The 17691-nt window shown below is 72.7% G+C and carries 13 protein-coding genes; 3 read left to right on the top strand and 10 right to left on the bottom strand.

Annotation, left to right across the window (positions count from 1 at the left end):
* Positions 1–3: 3 nt before the first annotated feature.
* From MTS1_RS08115 to MTS1_RS08160, 10 genes are read right to left on the bottom strand one after another with little or no spacing between them, the layout of a single operon-like run.
* Positions 4–1023, bottom strand: a complete 1020-nt coding sequence (locus MTS1_RS08115; protein WP_023952974.1) for a LacI family DNA-binding transcriptional regulator — start codon at positions 1021–1023, stop codon at positions 4–6.
* 12 nt (positions 1024–1035) lie between these two features.
* Entirely contained in the window at positions 1036–1878 is an 843-nt protein-coding gene (locus MTS1_RS08120; protein WP_023952975.1) for an acyl dehydratase, read from the bottom strand.
* Positions 1875–2480: a bifunctional 4-hydroxy-2-oxoglutarate aldolase/2-dehydro-3-deoxy-phosphogluconate aldolase gene (locus MTS1_RS08125; RefSeq protein ID WP_023952976.1), complete on the bottom strand. Its 606-nt coding sequence runs from the start codon at positions 2478–2480 to the stop codon at positions 1875–1877. The genes MTS1_RS08120 and MTS1_RS08125 overlap by 4 nt, the downstream gene beginning before the upstream one ends.
* Positions 2477–3424: a sugar kinase gene (locus MTS1_RS08130; protein WP_023952977.1), complete on the bottom strand. Its 948-nt coding sequence runs from the start codon at positions 3422–3424 to the stop codon at positions 2477–2479. The genes MTS1_RS08125 and MTS1_RS08130 overlap by 4 nt, the downstream gene beginning before the upstream one ends.
* Complete coding sequence (locus MTS1_RS08135; protein ID WP_023952979.1) at positions 3421–4713, bottom strand: DUF4038 domain-containing protein; 1293 nt, start codon at positions 4711–4713, stop codon at positions 3421–3423. Before MTS1_RS08135 ends, MTS1_RS08130 begins: the two co-directional genes overlap by 4 nt.
* 60 nt (positions 4714–4773) lie before the next feature.
* Complete coding sequence (locus MTS1_RS08140; protein WP_023952981.1) at positions 4774–6033, bottom strand: enolase C-terminal domain-like protein; 1260 nt, start codon at positions 6031–6033, stop codon at positions 4774–4776.
* Positions 6030–6911 (bottom strand): NAD(P)-dependent oxidoreductase, encoded by an 882-nt coding sequence (locus MTS1_RS08145; protein ID WP_023952983.1) that lies wholly within the window; start codon positions 6909–6911, stop codon positions 6030–6032. The genes MTS1_RS08140 and MTS1_RS08145 overlap by 4 nt, the downstream gene beginning before the upstream one ends.
* On the bottom strand, positions 6908–7846 hold the full coding sequence (locus MTS1_RS08150) for a carbohydrate ABC transporter permease (protein WP_023952985.1): 939 nt from the start codon (positions 7844–7846) through the stop codon (positions 6908–6910). Before MTS1_RS08150 ends, MTS1_RS08145 begins: the two co-directional genes overlap by 4 nt.
* Complete coding sequence (locus MTS1_RS08155) at positions 7843–8790, bottom strand: carbohydrate ABC transporter permease (protein ID WP_023952987.1); 948 nt, start codon at positions 8788–8790, stop codon at positions 7843–7845. Before MTS1_RS08155 ends, MTS1_RS08150 begins: the two co-directional genes overlap by 4 nt.
* 51 nt (positions 8791–8841) lie before the next feature.
* A complete protein-coding gene (locus MTS1_RS08160; RefSeq protein ID WP_023952988.1) occupies positions 8842–10203 on the bottom strand; it encodes an extracellular solute-binding protein in 1362 nt (453 codons plus the stop codon).
* Positions 10204–10435: 232 nt separating this feature from the next.
* Here MTS1_RS08160 and MTS1_RS08165 point away from each other — a divergent pair, with 232 nt between their 5' ends.
* The 3 genes from MTS1_RS08165 to MTS1_RS08175 all read left to right on the top strand — a co-directional run bounded on the left by MTS1_RS08165 (position 10436) and on the right by MTS1_RS08175 (position 17690).
* Positions 10436–13387 carry a sugar-binding protein gene (locus tag MTS1_RS08165; RefSeq protein ID WP_023952989.1) on the top strand — a complete coding sequence of 984 codons (2952 nt, stop codon included), beginning with the start codon at positions 10436–10438 and terminating at the stop codon, positions 13385–13387.
* Positions 13384–16182: an alpha-L-rhamnosidase gene (locus tag MTS1_RS08170; RefSeq protein ID WP_023952990.1), complete on the top strand. Its 2799-nt coding sequence runs from the start codon at positions 13384–13386 to the stop codon at positions 16180–16182. Before MTS1_RS08165 ends, MTS1_RS08170 begins: the two co-directional genes overlap by 4 nt.
* A 116-nt stretch (positions 16183–16298) precedes the next feature.
* Positions 16299–17690, top strand: a complete 1392-nt coding sequence (locus MTS1_RS08175; RefSeq protein ID WP_023952991.1) for a serine/threonine-protein kinase — start codon at positions 16299–16301, stop codon at positions 17688–17690.
* Position 17691: the final 1 nt, after the last annotated feature.

Consider the following 17691-nt stretch of genomic DNA (forward strand, 5'->3'; position numbering starts at 1 on the left):
CGGTCAGACGCTCGGCGCCGCCGTCGACTCGCCCGCGACGAGGTCGCCGGCGATCCGGTGCAGGCCCGGCTCGTACGGCTGACCGTCGATGACGTCGGCCAGATGCGCGGCCGCCCGGGCGCCCAGGTCGGCGAGGCGGAAGTCGATCGTCGTCAGGCTCTCGTCGTCCTGGCCCGTGAGGCCCGAGATGTTGTCCATCCCGGTGATGGCGACATCCTCCGGCACGCGGACACCGGCCTCGGCGAACGCGGCGATCACGGCGCGGGCGATCGTGTCGTTGCCGCAGCAGACGGCGTCGAACCTCTCACCCGACGCGATCAGTCGCTCGGCGGCCTCGCGACCCCAGCCCCGCGACCAGTCGCCGCGCAGCACGAGCTCGGGTGCGAGGTCGGTGCCGGCGGCCGCGAGGGCGGCGGCGAGGCCGTCCGCGCGCTCGCGCGCCGAGTGGTCGTCGGCCGACGCGGTGATGTGCGCGATGCGGCGGCGCCCCGACGCCAGGAGGTGCTCGCCGGCGCGCTTCCCGGCGGCGTAGCCGTCGTGGACGAACGAGGCGTCGGCGGCGTCGTCGGAGATGCCGTAGACGTAGACCACCGGCGCCGGGAACCCCGCGGTGACCGAGCGGATCTCCGACCCGGATCCGTCGCCGACGACGAGCAGCCCGTCGATGCTGCGGGCGCGGAGCTTGCGGACCGTCGCCGCCAGCACCGTGCGGTCGAGGTGCGAGTCGGTCACGAGGACCGACAGGTCGCGCGTGCCGAGGGTCGTCGTCGCGCCGGTGAGAACGGGCATCGTGAAGGCGCCCGGGGCGTTCATGGTGAGCACGCCCACGGTGGCGCTGCGCCCCTGGACGAGGAACTGACCCAGCGCGTTGGGCTGGAAGTCGAGTCGCTCGGCGGCCTCGAAGATGCGCTCGCGCGTGGCATCCGACGCCTTGCCCTGGCCCCGCAGGACCTTCGACACGGTCGACACCGAGACGCCGGCGACAGCCGCAACGTCACGGAGGGAAATCGCTTTTCTCGCCATCTCGCTCCGAGTCTATGACGTCGCCTCCGACGCCACATCGCTCAATTGATCGACGCGCACCGAGATGACGGACTCCCGGGTCTCGCCGGGAGCGAGACTCAGGGAGCCGAGCGCGTCGAGAGGCGTGCCGTAGGGGTCGGCGGCCGGCTCGAGCCCGACGGCGTCCATCGCACCCCACCACGGGAAACCGGCGCTCCCCCGCTGCTCCTGCCAGACGTAGAGCCGCGGCAGCAGCGACGCGTCCCAGCTCAGCGCGACCTCGACCCCGGCCTCGGGCGCGGTGATCGTCACGTCGCCGGTGGGCGCGGCGAGGTCGGCGAAGGATGCCGCGGGAGCCGGGTCGAGCCGCACGACGCGATCACCCGTGCGCACCGTGGAGGCCGGGCCGAACAGGTCGCCCGCGAACGCCGGGTGCTCGGCCCACCCGTGGTTCACCGGCTCGCTCCCCACGTTGCGGACCGCGGTCTCGATCACGAGCATGTTCGCGCGGACCGACATCCAGCGGTCGATCGCGAGCGGGAGGGTCCGCAGGACGACCGAAGCACGACAGGCGTTCCGGCTGCCCGTGAGCCGCCAGGTGCGCCACGCGGCCTCGCCGTGGAACGGCTGCGGCGGGGAAGCCGTGGCGGGGCTGTCGCCCGCGCGCGGCAGCAGCAGGTGCCACCCGCCGCGGTAGGCGCGATGCCACTGCGCGCTGGAGTCGGCCATGACGAAGGCATCGGCGGGGTCGTCGGCCCAGGGCGTCGAGGCCAGCAGCTCACGGCCGGTGGGCAGGTGGCGCAGTGACGAGATGCGGGCCCCGTCCGACTCGACGACCGCGACGAGGTCGTCCGACCCCATGCGCACGCGGGTCATGGCGTCCGCCGGAGCGATGCGACCAGCCCGCGCACGCGATCGACCGGCTCGCGGAAGAGCCCGCCGCCGATGCCCACGGCGATCGCGCCCGCAGCGATCCAGTCGGCGGCGTCGTCGATGCCGATGCCGCCGGTCGGCATGATGGCGACGTCGGGGAGGACGTCGCGTACGGCGCGCAGGTGCGCGAGACCCCCGCTCGCGGCGGGGAACAGCTTCGCCAGGCCGCTCGTCCCGGCTGCGGCACGCAGCTCGGTCGGGGTGAATCCGCCGGCGATGAAGGCCGCCTCGCCGGCCGCCGTGCGCACGGCATCCCCGACGACCGTGGGCGACACGAGGAAGCGTGCTCCGGCGTCCCGCGCCGCCTCGGCCTGGGCCGCCGTCGTGACGGTTCCCGCACCGAGCAGGATGCGATCGAACACGGTGTCGCCGGCGATCTCCGCCAGCACGCGGTCCCACCCCGGGGTCGTGGCCGTGATCTCGAGCACCGGCAGCTCCGCCTCGACGGCGAAGTCGATCTGCCGACGCAGCTCAGCCTCCGACGGAGCCCGCAGCACGGCGACGACGGCAGCGGCGGCGAGAGCAGCGCGCACGTTCGCGGTCATCGTCCCGCCTCCGCCACCTCGCGCTGCGCCGCTTCGAACGCGTCGAGCTCGGCGCGACGCGGGAAACCGTCATGATCTCCGGGATCGGCGACCACCCGGGCCGCGCACCACGCCGCGACCGGCAGCGCCGCGTCGACGGTGTAGCCCCGCAGGGTGCACGAGATCCACGCTGCCGCGAAGGCGTCGCCCGCTCCCACGGGATGCGTCGGCGCAGCGACCGCCGAGGCGGGCGTGAAGCGGCGGCCCTCGGCGTCTCCGGCCATCGCACCGCGACCGCCGAGCTTGACCACGACGACGCGGGGACCGCGCCGAGCGAGCGCGTCGACCGCGGCATCCGTCGACGTCGTCCCGGTGAGGATGCGCGCCTCGTCCTCGTTGCAGAAGAAGGTGTCGACGACGTCGAGCCAATCGTCGACGACCGCTCGGAGCTCGTCCTCCGTCATCAGCTGCCGCCGGTGGTTGGCGTCGAGCGAGATCGGGATGCCGCGCATCGACGCCTCGTGCAGGACGTTCTCGAACAGCCCTTTCGGGCCGGTGCCGAGGGCGGGGGTGATGCAGGTCGCGTGCAGCCAGTCGGCTCCGTCGAGCGCAGCCGCCGGCAGATCGTCCGAGCGCAGCCGGCTCGCGGCGCTCGTCGCGCGATAGTGCTCCGAACGGATGTCGCCGTCGCCCAGGCGCTGCTTGACGATCAGCCCCGTCTGCTCCCCCGGAGCCGCCACGACGAACCGATCTTCGATGCCCTCGGCGCGCAGGGTCTCGCGCACGAGCCCGGCGAAGACGTCGTCGCCGAGCCGTGAGGCCCACGCGACATCGTGCCCGAGACGGGCGAGGCCGACCGCGGTGTTCAGCTCTGCGCCCGCGACGGTCGCCGGCGTCAGGGTTCCCGCCTCGTCGACGGTGGCGGTGGCGAGCGCTTCGCCGAACGTCACGATCCGGCCGCTCATCGTTCGGCCCCGCTGCGAGCGGGGCGCAGCACGAACAGTGCGTCGCCGGTGAACTCGGGCTGCTCGAGCCGGATGCCGCCGTCCACCGCCGTCCACCGCGCGGCGTCCGGCCGCCGTGCGGCCAGATCATGGACGGTGACCTCGAGGCCGGCAGCCTCGGCGTCGTCGAGCGCGAGGGTGAGCACGAAGGGCGTGGGCGCGTAGACGGCGATCGTGCCGCCGGGAGTGCGTCCGGCGACGGCCCCGGAGGGCTCGGCGACGAGCAGATCGGGGGCCGCGTCGAGGCCCCGCAGCTGTTCCGCGTCGACGACCCGGCGGAGGTAGGCGACGTCGTCGGCGCCCGGGAACGCGGCGGCGACGGAGAACGGGAAGGGCGCGCCGTGCACGTCTTCGGCCGAGAAGCCCTCGCCGCGACGATGCCACGACCACACGCCGTGCGCGCCGTACCCGAGGCCTGCGGCCGCGCCGGAGACGACGCCCGTCCAGCTCGCACGACGGACGTCGGCGGCCGAATGCCGCGCGGCGCCGCGGAAGCGTCCGAGTCCCTCATAGCAGGGCTCGAGGTTGATGATCGGTCGTGCGACGTCGAGCGCCCGGTAGTAGTGGGTGAGGTCGGCGGGCAGGGTCTCCCACGCCTCGTTGTGCCCCGACTGCAGGGCGTGGAAGTCGACCAGTCCGCTGTCGGCCAGCGGCTGCGGCATCCGCGCCGTGGGGGTGTCGTGCCACGTGACGAGCTGGCCGGGTGCCACCTCGCGCAGCAGCGCCGCGACCGAGCTGTACCGCTTCAGCGCGACATCGTCGTCGAGGTCGTCGTCGCCCGACACGATCCAGATCGGATCGAAGCGGCGGAACCGCGCGACCATCTCGCGGACGTAGGTGTCGGTCTGCTCGGCGCTCAGGACGTGATCCGGAGTGAGGCGCGAGCCCCACGTGCCCGGCACGAAGTTGTTCCACAGCAGGACGAGCATCGGCGTGAAGCCGCTCTCGCGAGCCTGCTCGAGCATGCGCTCCGCGACAGTCCAGTAGTCGGGATCGCCGGCCGCGAAGTCGACGGCGCCGTCGCGCAGGGCGTACGGCGAACGCGTTCCCGTCGACCGGTCGTGCTCGATGGGCAGGACGCTGATCAGCAGCGCGTTGAAACCCTGGCGCCGCCGGAGCTCGAGATGGTCGAGCCATTCGTTCTCGGTGGGCCCGCCGAAGGCCGCCCAGACGGTGTCGGCCAGGAGGAACGTCGGTTCGCCGCGGTGCAGCAGCCAGCGCCCCGAGGGCGCGATCGACCACGTGGTCATGGATCTCTTTCGGGTTGGAGGAATGCGGAGTTCGGGATTCGGGAGTGCGAGCAGCGGCGATCAGGGCGCGATGAGGGCGCCGTCGGGGGCGCGAACGCCCGCCGCCCACGCGTCGTGGCCCGAGAGGCCGGCGGGGAAGCGTGCGGCGGCGGCCTCGTCCATCTCGATGCCCCAGCCGGGGGCGTCGTTGGGCGTCAGCCAGCCGTCGACGATGTCGATCATGCCGGGGAAGACCTCGTGGGTCTCGTCGTTGTAGACGTGCCCCTCCTGGATGCCGAACGCCGGCGAGGTCACGTCGAGTGCGACCGCCGCGGCGACGGCGAACGGCGAGGCGTCGCCGGGCGAGTGCCAGGCCGTCCTCACCCCCTCGATGTCGGCGAGGACGGCGAGCCGGCGCGCGGCGCTGACGCCCCCGACATCCGAGAGGTGACTGCGGATGTAGTCCACGTGATGCTCGCGGATGAGACGGGCGGCGTCGGTGAAGGATGTCGCGAGCTCGCCGACCGCGATCGGCACCGGTGACGCGGCCCGCACCTCGGCGAGGCGGTGCCAGTGCTCGGGGGCGAGCACGTCTTCGAGGAAGAAGGGCCGGTACGGCTCGAGCGAACGGGCGAGGGCGATCGCGGTCGCGGGAGTGAGCCGCGAGTGGACGTCGTGCAGCAGCTCGACGCCGTCGCCGAGGGCCTCGCGCACGTGGGCGAAGAGCTCCGGCGTGCGGACGAGATAGTCCTCGACCCGCCAGCCCGCGGGGTTCTTCGCCCACGCGAAGGACCCCGCGACGGGCGGGGCGCCGTAATGTCCGACGCCCTGCTGGCCGGTCTGGATGCGCACGTGGCGCTGGCCGGCGGCCATGAGCTCGCGCGCGTGCGCCGTGGTCTCGTCGAGATCGGCGCCCTCGGCGTGCAGGTAGGTGTCGGCCGCAGCGCGAACCCGCCCGCCGAACAGCTCGTACACCGGCATCCCGGCGCGCTTGCCGGCGATGTCCCACAACGCCATGTCGATGCCCGAGAGCGCGTTGTTGCCGACCGGCCCCTCGCGCCAGTAGCCGGTGAACCGCACCAGGCGCAGCAGGTCTTCGATGTCGCCGGGGTAGCGCCCGACGAGCAGGGGACGCAGGTGGTCGAGGAAGGCCACGACGGCCTGCCAGCGCTGCGTGAAGGTCGCGCAGCCGTATCCCCACAGTCCGTCCTGGTCGGTGTCGATGCGCACGACCACCAGCGGGATGCCCTCGGGCGCCGTCACGATCGCCCGCACATCCGTGATGCGGACGTTCTCGCGCGGCATCCAGGGCTGATCGAACGTCGTGGGCTCTGTCGTCATCGGTCGCTCCTCACGAGTGCCGGGTAGGGGGTGGCGGTGCCGTCGTGGATCGACTCGCGGGGCTCGAAGCCGAGCACCGTCCGCGCCGTCGTCAGGTCGACGAGCGCCTCGCGACCCGAGATGCGCGCGGGCGGCCGGGCACCCGGTGCGTAACGACGCAGCAGCTCGGCGGTCGGGACGTCGAGCAGGGTGTCGCGAGCGCTGAGCGGCACGACCACGGCGCCCGCGACATCAGCCCGCAGCGCCCGCTCGATCGCGCGCACGGCGTCGGACATCGTCAGGTACGCCCAGCCCTCGCGGGCCATGCGCGCGGGGTCGGCCCGCACCTCGTCGGCGACCTCGTGCAGGACGTGCGGCCACTTCACCAGCGGGAACCGCAGCGCGACGACGTCGATGCCGTAGCGCCGGTGCGCGTACCGGGCCGTGGCCTCGTCGGCGAGCTTCGACAGCGAGTAGGCGTCGGCGATGTCGGGCGGCGTCTCGGCATCCAGCGGAAACGCCGGCGGGAACGTGTCGTGCGGATTGTTCGGGTATCCGATGGCGTTGATGCTGCTGGCGATGACCGCCCGGCGCACACCCGCCTCGGCGGAGCGCGTGAGCACGTTGAACGTCGCCGACGTGTTGACGCGGAAGACGTCGTACGGGGTGCCGAGGCTCGGATGCGGGATGGCGGCGAAGTGCGCCACCGCGTCGGCGTCGCGCATCGCCTCCTCGACGTCGGCCCGCGAGGTCGCGTCGCCGGTGATCCGGCGGTCGGCGGGGTGGTCTCCGCTGAACGCGAGCGACAACGCGGTGACCTGGTGGCCGCTCGCGACGAGGTGGTCGCTGACCGCGCGACCGATCTCGCCGTCGGCGCCGGTGACGAGGATGCGGCTCATCCCTTCACCCCGCCCGCCATGCTCGCACCGCGCAGGAACTGCCGCTGGAAGATCAGGAACAGCGCCACCGGGATGATCAGCGAGAGGAACAGGGCGGCCATCTGCACGCTCAGCTCGGTCTGGTCGGCGAGGCGGGGCAGCGCCACCGACACGGGCTGCTTGTCGGGGTCGGGCAGCACGAGGAGGGGCCACAGGTAGTCCTTCCACGACGCCACGACCGTCAGGAGGCCCACGACCCCGAGGATCGGTCGCGACAGCGGAAGCACGATGCTCCACAGGATGCGGAGCGGGCCGGCGCCGTCGATGCGGGCCGCCTCGTAGAGGTCGGCGGGGATCGCCTCGAGGAACCGGGCGATGATGAGCACGTTGAACGCGGCGGCTCCCGCGGGCAGCCACACCGCCCACCAGGTGTTGATGAGCGAGACGCCCAGCACCGGCAGCTCGCGCACCGTGAGGTACAGCGGCACGAGCGAGACGATCGAGGGGATGAACAGGGTCGCGAGGATCGCTCCGGAGAGCAGCTTGCCCCAGCGCGGGCGGAGCACGGTGATGACGAAGGCGGCCGTCGTCGAGACGACGAGCGTGACAACGACCGAGCCCGCAGCGAGGATCGCGGTGTTGGTGAGGTAATGGCCGATGCGGCCGCGCTCCCACGCGATCGCGAGGTTCTCCCACTGCACGGTGCCGCTGGAGAAGAACGAGAACGGACCGCGGATGAGGTCCTGCGTCGGCGAGACCGCGGCGAGCGCGAGCCAGATGAGCGGGCCGAGTCCGGCGATCAGCAGCCCCGCCAGCACGACGGCCTGCCCGATGCCGAGCCACACGCGCACCGAGGGTCGCCGGCGGTCGCTGTCGGAGATGTTCGTGCGCGACAGCGGGTCCGGTGCGACGTCGCGACGCCGGGCGAGCCGCCGCGCGGGAAGAAGGGCGCTCATGCTCGGCTCCAGCGTCGGGTCAGTCGGAAGTAGAGGAGCGACAGCAGGCCGAGCGATGCGGCGAGCAGCACGCTCAGCGCGGTCGCTGCGCCGTAGTCGACGCGCACGAAGGCGTAGTCGTAGATCGTCATGAGCAGCGTCTTGGTGGCGCCCTGCGGCCCGCCGCCGGTGAAGAGGAACGGCTCGGTGAAGATCTGCATCGTGCCGATGACCTGCAGCAGCAGCATCGTCGCGATGATGCCGCGCATCTGCGGCAGAGTGACGTGCCAGACGCGGCGCCAGATGCCGGCGCCGTCGAGCTCGGCGGCTTCGTAGAGCTCGGAGGGGATGCTCGTGAGGGCCGCGATGTAGATGATGATCGCCGTGCCCGCGCCGGCCCACGTCGTCTCGAGGACGATCGAGGGCATCGCGGTCGCCGTCGAGTTGAGCCAGGGAAGGGGGCCGATGCCGACCCAGCCGAGCACGGTGTTGAAGAGGCCGTCGGCGTCGGGGGCGTAGAAGAACTTCCACAGCAGGATCGCGACGACCGGCGGCACCATCACCGGCAGGTACGCCAGCGCGCTGAAGTACCAGCTGCGCGAGCGCATCTCGGAGATGAAGACCGCGAGGGCCAGCGGCACCGGGAAGCCGAACAGCACGGCGAGGACCGTGTAGTAGATCGTGTTCAGGGTCGCCTGCGGAAGTCCGGGGTCGGACAGCACGTAGGCGAAGTTCTCCCACCCGACGAAGCTGCTCTCGCCGCCGATGACGACGCGCTGCACGCTCATGGCGAGCGAGCTGACGATCGGTCCCCACGAGAAGTACAGGAAGACGAGGATCGCGGGCGCCGCGATGGCGAGCGCCGTCAGGCTGGGACGCCACCGCCGGCGGCGCCGCGACGGCGCGGGCTCAGGGGATGCGGACGAGGGTGTCGCCATCCGGGTCCGCGGTCTCACGTCGGTCATGGGGGTCCTCCGGTCGGGGGCGGGCCGAGGTCATCGGCCCGCCCCGTCGGGTCAGCGGCTCAGGCGGGACTGGACGTCGCTCTGAGCGGTGGAGAGAAGAGCGGGGATGTCGGCGCCCTTGTCGGTGAGCACCGTCTGGACGACGGTGTCGAGTGCGCCGTACACCTCCTGCGCGTTGTTCACGGGCTCGGGCACGATCGGGATGTCGGCCGACGCCTCGAGGTAGGGGGTGAAGTTCGCGCTCGGGACGTTGATGTAGTCGGCGATCCAGGTGAAGTACTCGGAGTACTGATCGGCGTTGACGACCGGCAGACCCGGGAGACCCGTGACCGACCCGGCCTCGCTCGACGCGCGAGCGTCTTCGACGGCCGTGTCCTCGTCGAGGAAGCGCTGCAGGTAGAAGAACTCCACCCACTTCACGGCCGCGGTCTTCTCGGCGTCGCTCGCGTTCGGGTTGACGATCTGCACCGTGCCGCCGCTCAGCGTCCCCTGCGTGCCGCCGGACTGCGGCATGCCGCCGATGCCGAACTGCTCGGCGGGCAGCTTCAGGTTCTGCACGACGTTGTAGTACGAGTCGCTGGCGCCGAGGATCATGCCGATCTTGCCGGCGGCGAAGTCCTGCCCCTGCGACTGCACGTCGTAGAGGGTGTTCTCCGGCAGCGTGCCGTCGTCCCAGCGCATCGTCTGGAGCAGCTCGAGGGCGTCGCTCGACGGGGCGTCGTCGAAGGTGGCCTTCGAGCCGTCCTCGTTCTCGACCGTCCCCCCGAACGAGTAGGTCATGCCGGTGAACTGCCACCCGCCCGTGTTGGCGGTCGTCAGCACGGAGAAGCCGGCGGCGTCGGTGGCGTCGCTGATCTTCTTCGCCGCCTCGCGCACCTCGTCCCAGGTCTTCGGCGGGTTCTCGGGGTCGAGGCCCGCCTGGGCGAAGAGATCACGGTTGTAGACGAGCCCGAAGGAGTACGCGTTCGTCGGGATCGCGAAGACACGGTCGTCGCTGTTCTTCGTGAGGGCGAGGATGGTCGGGTTCAGCGAGTCGAGCAGCCCCTCGCTCTCGAGCGCGTCGGTGATGTCGGCTGCCTGGTTGCGCTTGATGAGCCCCTGCGGCTCGGTGAGCGGCACGCTCATGACGTCGGGCAGGCTGCCGCCGGCGGCGAGCGCCTGGAACGTCGAGGCGTCGTAGCCCGTCTCGACCGGCTGCAGGTCGATGTCGGGGTTCGCCTTCTCGAACGCGGCGACGCGTTCGTCGAAGTAGGCGCGGTCCTCCGGCCGGTCGGCGGTCGGGCGGTCGCCGATCTCGATCGTGACGGTGCCGTCGGCGGGCGCGGCCGCGTCGCTGCTGCAGCCGGCGAGGGCGGCGACGGACAGTCCGCCGATGGCGATCGCGGCCGCGACGGAACGGAAACGTTTCGTCATTGAAACTCCTAGGTGTGAGTGGCAAGCAGGAAAAACGATTGCTCTCCGATGTCTAGCACCTCTGGCCCCGACACGTCAAAACAAAAATCTCCCAGCGCGTGCTCGCCCTAAGAATCGGGCTTCGTGTCGAGCAGAGTGTTGACAGAGTGCACGCCTCCCGGCCAAACTGCCCGCTGGACAAACGATTTTCCTACGGGTCCACCATCCGCGAACACTCGATGAGGAGCACCGCGTGCCGAAGCATCCTTCCCCCCATCCCGTCCCGCGGCTCGTCGCCGCAACCGCCGCACTCGCGCTCGCCGCCACCGCGGGCGTCGCGTTCGCCGCGCCGGCCTCCGCAGACGCGCCCGCGGTGTCGATCCGGCCCGATGCCTGGGGCAATCTCTTCCACGCCGGCGACGCCGTGTCGTTCGGATACGACACGACCGCTCCGACGATCGCCTGGCGCGTCGTGGACGGCTGGGGCGAGGTCATCGACGACGGCACGGAGCCCGCCGACGGCGTCCTGGCCCCCGCTGTCACCGAGCGCGGCTGGTACCGCCTCGAGGTGACCGCGGCCGGCGACGGATCGACGAGCGCCGCGACGACGTTCGCGATCCTCCCCGACACCGATGCCGCCGCCTCGGCGACCGACCGGTTCGGCGCCGCCACCCATTACGGGCAGTCCTGGGACCCGGCGTCGATGCAGGCGCTGACCGCGGGCGGCTTCGCCCAGCTGCGCGACGAGGTCTACTGGAGCGAGGTCGAGACGCAGCCGGGCGTGTACGACTGGTCGCGCGCCCGCGCCGTGTTCCTCGACCCCGCCCGCGAGCAGGGGATCCGCCCGCTGCTGCTCGCCGGGTACGGAAATCCGCTCTACGACGCGGGAAACGGCCCTGTCAGCCCCGACGCGGTCGCCGCCTACGCCGCCTATGCCGCGGCGATGGCCGCGGAGTTCGGCGACATGTCCACCGGCATCGAGGTGTGGAACGAGTGGGATCTCGGGCTCGGCGGCAACACCAACGTCTCACCCGAGGACTACGTCGCCCTGCTCTCCGCCGCGGCTCCCGCGATCAAGACGGCGGCCCCCGATCTGCCGGTCATCGGCCCCGCCGTGGCCAACCTCAACACCGACTGGCTCGAGCGGACGTTCCAGCTCGGCGCGCTCGATCACCTCGACGGCATCGTCCTGCACCCCTACAGCTACCCCGTCGGAGCCGACGCCCTCGATGAGACCCTGACGCGCATCGACGCCCTGGTGCGCCGCTACAACGGCGGCGAGTCGAAGCCGCTGTGGATCACCGAGCACGGCTGGCCCACCGGAACCAACGCGCGGGCCGTGTCCGAGCGTCAGCAGGCGGCCGACATCGCGAAGTCGGCTGTGATCGCGGCAGCCCATGATGCCGCCCGGTACTACGTGTACGACCTCGTCAACGACGGTGTCGACGACGCCGAGACGGAAGAGAACTTCGGGCTCCTGCACCACCCCGACGACGCTCTGGGCGCTTTCACGCCGAAGCCCTCGTTCGCCGCCTACTCCGTGGCCGCCGACGCCCTCGCGACGGCGACGTTCGCCGAGCGCGACGAACCGCTGCCGGGCCTGCGCCACGTGCGATTCGACACCGCCGACGGGCCCCTGCACGTGCTGTGGTCCGACGCGCCGCAGACGGTGTCGCTCGAGGTCGCCGGGTCCGCCGACCTGACGACGATGTTCGGCGACACCGAGACCGTCACCGGCGGCGCCGGCGCCCCGGTGCTGGCACCGACCGGCACCGAACCGCTGTACGTCCGCGGTGACGTCACCGCCATCGCGCAGACCGATGCCGGCCTGACGCTCGATGCGGGTGTCGTCGGAGCCCCCGTGACGGGCTCGTGGACCGTGGCGGGCCGTGCGGATGCCGCATCGTCCTGGCGTCTCGTGCTGCCGGACGGGACCGAGGCGACGCAGACCACCGCCCCCGGCGCGACCGTGAGCACGACGGTCTCGTTCCCGGCTCCCGCGACCGTGGGGACGTACGAGACGAGCGCGCGCGTCTACGAGGGCGACCGCTACGCCGGCACGCTCCGCGCCGCCGCGGCGGTGAGCGAACCCGTGTCGCTGCAGGCCGCGCAGGCCGTCACGGCGGAGGGCGCCTCGGTGCTCCGCATCCGTGTCATCAACGCGTCCGCCACCGCCCGTGCCCTCGACGCGGTGTCGTACACGCTCGGCGATGCCGGTGGACAGCCGGAGGCTCCGGCGATCGTCGATGCCGGCTCGGATGTCGTCGTCGACATCCCGCTCGACACGCTGGCCGGACCCGCCGCCTTCACGGCGACGGCGGTCGTCGACGGGGTGACGCTGACGGCCTCGGGGCGCGTCGCCCCCGTCGATGCGGCATCCGCTCTGCCGGCCGCTCATCGCACGATCACCGTCGACGGCACGCTCGACGACCTCGACGGCGTCACGCCGATCGCCTTCACCGCCAACCCGGAGGCCGACGACGATTTCGACCAGTCCGCCGTCGCCTGGCTCACGTGGGACGAGGAGTATCTGTACTTCTCGGCCGATGTCACGGACGACGTGCACGACCAGCCCGCGCAGGGCGCGAACATCTGGCAGGGCGATTCCATCCAGTTCACCGTCGCCGGCGGCGCTCCGGGTGCCGCGACGACCTGGCACGAGTTCGGCATGGCGCTCACGAGCGCCGGCCCGCAGCTGTACCGCTGGCTCTCCGTCGACGCGGGCGCCGGTCCCGTCCCGGGGGCTCCCGTGGCCATCTCGCGCGATGACGCCGCCGGGCGCACCGTGTACGAGACCGCGATCCCGTGGCGTCTGCTGCGCGGCGTCGACAGGGCGACATCCCTGCTGAGCAGCGCCGCGATCGTCAACGAGGCAGACCGAGCCGGGCGCGCCGGCTTCCTCTCCTGGGGCGGCGGCATCGCGGGCGAGAAGGACTCGGGCGAGTTCACCGCCGTGCGGCTGCTCGCGCCGGCCCCGGTGGTCGAACCGCCCGTCGAACCGGGGCAGCCAGCGGCACCGGGCGACGGCGGCTCGGCGGCGCCCGGTGCCACCGGCGGGAACGCAACCACCGCCGGGGCCAACGGAGCCCGCGCGCTGGCGAGCACGGGCGGGGCGGCACCGCTCGCGTGGCTCGGCGCCGCAGTGGCCGCCGGGGCGGGCGGGATCGCGCTCCTGCTGACACGTCGCCGGGCTCCCCGGTCGTGAGCGTCGCGCGCGAGCCGCGCGTCGTCGCCCTGCGCGTGGGACGGCGACGGGACATCTCCGTCGCCGCCTCGCCGCGACCGCCCGTGTCGTGGCTGGTCGAAGCACCCGCCGAGTGGGTGGCGGTCCGTGCCGAGCTCCGGCTCGACGGCGCCGCCGTCGCGGTCGCGTCGCCCTACGGCATCCTCGAGGACTGGCCCTTCGCCCCGCTCCGCGCCGGTGGCACGCACGCCCTCGAGGCGCGCGTCGTCGGTGCCGATGGCATGGCGAGCCCGTGGTCGGAACCCTGCGAGGTCCGTGCCGGGTTTCCCGCCGGAGCCTGGTCCGCCCCCTTCCTGCGCCTCGCCGACCCCGGCCGTGCCGCCCAGCCGTTCCTCGCCCGGCGCGAGTTCACGGTCGCCGAGACGGTCGTCGCCGCCGAGCTCCAGGTGGCGGCGCACGGCGTGTACCACGCGCGCCTCAACGGCGCCGACGTCGACGACGCCGTGCTGAGCCCCGGCTGGACGGCGTACCAGCACCGCCTCCCCCTGCACCTGACCGATGTCACCTCCCTCGTCCGCCCCGGCGTGGCGAACGTCCTCGCGATGGAGGTCGCGGGCGGCTGGTACACCGAGTCGTACGGGTTCGGCGAGACGGCGGAGCGCTTCTACGGCGATCAGGCCGCCGTCGCACCCCTGCTGCGGCTCCGCCACCGCGACGGCCGGGTCGAGGAGATCCGGGCCGACGCGCGCTGGCGGCTGACCGGCGACGGCGACCTCGTCTCGAGCGGCATCTACGCCGGCGACGAGATCGACCTGCGGCGGCATCCGCGCGGGTGGGATGCCGCCGCATTCGACGATGCCACGTGGGCGACACCCGCACTGTCCGAACCCGACCGGCAGCCCGAGGTGATCGACGTCGAGCCCGTGCGCCGCATCCGCTCCCTGCCCGTCGTCGCGATGCCCGAGAGCGCCGATGCGGATCGCATCCTGCTCGATTTCGGCCAGAACATCGTCGGACGCGTGCGGCTGCGCGTCTCGGGCCCGGCCGGCACCCGGATCACACTGCGGCACGCCGAGGTGCTCGAGGGCGGGCGGCTGAGCACCCGGCCGCTCCGCGCCGCCGCGGCGACCGACACGTTCATCCTCGACGGCGCCGCCGACACCGTCTGCGAGCCGCGCTTCACCTTCCACGGGTTCCGCTACGTCGAAGTCACCGGCTACCCGGGCGCGCTCGACCCGGCAGACGTCACCGCCGTCGTGCTCCACACCGACATGACGCGGACGGGATGGTTCTCGTGCTCCGACGAGCGCCTCACCCGCCTGCACGAGAACATCGTGCGGAGCTTCGCGGGAAACGCCCTCTCGCTGCCGACCGACTGCCCGCAGCGCGACGAGCGACTCGGCTGGACGGGCGACGCCCAGGTGTTCGCCCCGACCGCGGCATCCCTCTTCGACGCGGACGCGTTCTTCGCGTCGTGGCTCGACGACGTCGCGGCCGAGCAGCGCGCGCGGGACGGGCGGGTGCCGACGGTCGTCCCGCAGACGCTCGGGCGGCTCGGCGAGACGATGGCCGCCGGCTGGGGCGACGCCGTCACTGTCATCCCGACCGTGCTGCACGAGCGGTTCGGCGACCGGTCTCTGCTCGAACGCATGACGGGTCCGATGCGGGCGTGGGTCGACACCGTCGCGGATGCCGCCGGGCCGGGCCGGCTGTGGGAGCGCGGGTTCCAGTACGGCGACTGGCTTGATCCCACCTCCGCCCGCCCCGACAAGGCGAAGACCGACCCCGGGCTCGTCGCCACGGCCTACCTCGCACGTTCTGTGCGGCTGACCGCCGACGCATTGACCCTCTCGGGCGAAGCGGAGACGTCTGCCCGCTACGCCGCCCTCGCCGACGACGTGCGCAATGCGTTCGTCGCGGCGTATGTCACGCCGCGCGGCCGCCTCGCCTCCGACGCCCCGACGGCGTACGCCCTCGCGCTCGAGTTCGAGCTGCTCCCGGCCGCGTTGCGCCGCGCGGCGGCGGAGCGTCTCGCCTTCCTTCTCCGCGCCGGCGGCTACCGCACGGCGACGGGATTCCTCGGGACGCCGCTGGTCCTCGACGCCCTGCTGTCGGAGGGGCAGGCCTGGGCCGCCGAACGGCTGCTGCTCCAGACCATGTGCCCCTCCTGGCTCTATCCGCTGTCGCAGGATGCGACGACGGTGTGGGAGCGATGGGATGCCGTCCGCCCCGACGGCTCGCTGCATCCCTCCGGCATGACCTCGCTCAACCACTACGCACTCGGTTCCGTCGGCGATGTGCTGCACCGACGCATCGGGGGGCTCGCGTGCGCCGAACCCGGCTGGGGGCGGCTGCGAATCCAGCCGTGGTTCGTCTCGTCACTGGAGCACGCGAGCGTCACGCACGACACCCCGCGGGGGCGCGCCTCGGTGGCGTGGGAGCGGGATGCCGCCCACCGCGAGCGGGTGCGCGTCCACGCGCGCGTCCCGCACGGGGTCACGGCACTCGTCGACCTCGGCGACCGCGCGCCCTTCGAGGCGGGCGCCGGGATCCACACCTGGAACGCGACCGCGGGCGTCCGGGCCCCCGCCGCGATCGGCGTCGACTCCGACCTCACCGCGATCGCGGACACCCCGGATGCCTGTGCCCTGGTGTCCCGGTCGATCGCCGAGCACTCCCCCGAGATGGCGACGGAGTTCGACGCCTACATCCGGTGGGTCCCGGGCAGCCGGTTGCGCGACGAGCTCGCCGCCGTCTCAGCACCGGACGCGGTCGTCACCCGCATCGATCGGGCGCTCACGACGCTCGTGCGCTGAGACGCGGCATCCGCCCCGCTCCGCCGTCCGGTGTCAAGACCCTGGCATGCGGCCGGACGGACTCTACCGTTGAGCGTGGCCGATCCGACCCGGGGATGCGGTCGCAGGGAGACGCCATGGTCACGAACGAACCTCCGCCCACGGAGGCGATGCTCGACGGTCGATACCTGCTGGGCGAATGCGTCGGCCACGGCGGCATGGCCCGGGTCCACCGGGCCGAGGACGTCCTCCTCGGACGCACCGTGGCGATCAAGCTGCTGCGACCCGAGATGGAGGGAGCGAGCACCTCGTCCCGCGCGCGCGGCGAGATGACCGTGCTCGCCTCGCTCAACCACCCCGCTCTCGTGACGCTCTACGACGCGCAGCTGGCGCCGGGCCGGGCCGAGTACCTCGTCATGGAGTTCGTCGAGGGCCCGACCCTCGCGGCGCGCATCGCCGAGGGGCCTCTCCCGGCCGGTGACGCGGCGGCTCTCGCGGCTGACCTCGCCGAGGCGCTCCACGTCGTGCACGACGCGGGCATCGTGCACCGCGACATCAAGCCGTCGAACGTCCTCTTGGCGCCGGTGCCGCCCCTCGGCAGCCGATCGGGCGCGAAGCTCGCCGACTTCGGGATCTCGGTTCTCGTGGATGCCGCTCGGCTCACCCAGCCGGGAACGGTCATCGGAACGGCCGCATACCTCTCCCCGGAACAGCTCACCGGGGCGCCGCCCGCTCCGCCCGCCGACATCTACGCGCTCGGCCTGGTCATGCTCGAAGCGCTGACCGGCCAGCGCGCTTTTCCGCGCGCCGAGGGATTCGGCGAAGCACTCGCACGGCTCACCGTCGCACCCGAGATTCCCGACACGCTCGACCCCGCGTGGGTCGCCCTGCTGCGCCGCATGACCGCTATGCGGCCGGAGGACCGCCCCAGCGCGGCCGAGGTCTTCGCGGCGGCATCCGATCTGGCCCGCGCACCCGCGACGCCGGCGCGTCCCGTCGTCCCTGCCGCGGTCGCGGCGGCTACGGTCCCGGCGACGGCTGTCACGGCTGGGACCAGCCCGACGCGGATCCTTCCCGACGCTGCAGCCGATCCGGCCCCGTCAGCGCGTCGTCGCCCCTCGCGAGCGCGGCTCGGCCTCATCGGCGGGCTCGCCGCAGCCGCTCTCGCGGCGGCCGCGATCACGGGCCTCGGGCTCGCGGGCGCGGCGCCCGAGACCCCGCCGACCACTCCCGCCGACACCGAGGAGTCTCCCGTCCCGGAGCCGGCGCCCACCGACGAGACCGAGCCCGCCACCGTCGTGACCGATCAATCGGACCAGTCCGGTGAGCAGCCCGCCGCGCCGGTGGAGGACACCACCGGCCCAGGACCGGGGTCGGAGGCAGACCGGAAGGCCGCCGAGGAAGCGGCGAAGAAGGCCGAGCAGGAGGCGAAGAAGGCCGAGCAGGAGGCGAAGAAGGACGCCGACGAGCAGAAGAAGGCCGAGGAGCGGGAGAGCAAGCGCGATCAGGACAAGCCCGGCCGCGGCTGAC

The sequence above is a fragment of the Microbacterium sp. TS-1 genome, assembly GCF_000509385.1.
In the GTDB taxonomy this organism is placed as follows: domain Bacteria; phylum Actinomycetota; class Actinomycetes; order Actinomycetales; family Microbacteriaceae; genus Microbacterium; species Microbacterium arborescens.

Coding starts and splice junctions, on each gene's coding strand:
- MTS1_RS08115 (WP_023952974.1), bottom strand. CDS start 1,023: ATGGCGAGAAAAGCGATTTCCCTCCGTGACGTTGCGGCTGTCGCCGGC.
- MTS1_RS08120 (WP_023952975.1), bottom strand. CDS start 1,878: ATGACCCGCGTGCGCATGGGGTCGGACGACCTCGTCGCGGTCGTCGAG.
- MTS1_RS08125 (WP_023952976.1), bottom strand. CDS start 2,480: ATGACCGCGAACGTGCGCGCTGCTCTCGCCGCCGCTGCCGTCGTCGCC.
- MTS1_RS08130 (WP_023952977.1), bottom strand. CDS start 3,424: ATGAGCGGCCGGATCGTGACGTTCGGCGAAGCGCTCGCCACCGCCACC.
- MTS1_RS08135 (WP_023952979.1), bottom strand. CDS start 4,713: ATGACCACGTGGTCGATCGCGCCCTCGGGGCGCTGGCTGCTGCACCGC.
- MTS1_RS08140 (WP_023952981.1), bottom strand. CDS start 6,033: ATGACGACAGAGCCCACGACGTTCGATCAGCCCTGGATGCCGCGCGAG.
- MTS1_RS08145 (WP_023952983.1), bottom strand. CDS start 6,911: ATGAGCCGCATCCTCGTCACCGGCGCCGACGGCGAGATCGGTCGCGCG.
- MTS1_RS08150 (WP_023952985.1), bottom strand. CDS start 7,846: ATGAGCGCCCTTCTTCCCGCGCGGCGGCTCGCCCGGCGTCGCGACGTC.
- MTS1_RS08155 (WP_023952987.1), bottom strand. CDS start 8,790: ATGACCGACGTGAGACCGCGGACCCGGATGGCGACACCCTCGTCCGCA.
- MTS1_RS08160 (WP_023952988.1), bottom strand. CDS start 10,203: ATGACGAAACGTTTCCGTTCCGTCGCGGCCGCGATCGCCATCGGCGGA.
- MTS1_RS08175 (WP_023952991.1), top strand. CDS start 16,299: ATGGTCACGAACGAACCTCCGCCCACGGAGGCGATGCTCGACGGTCGA.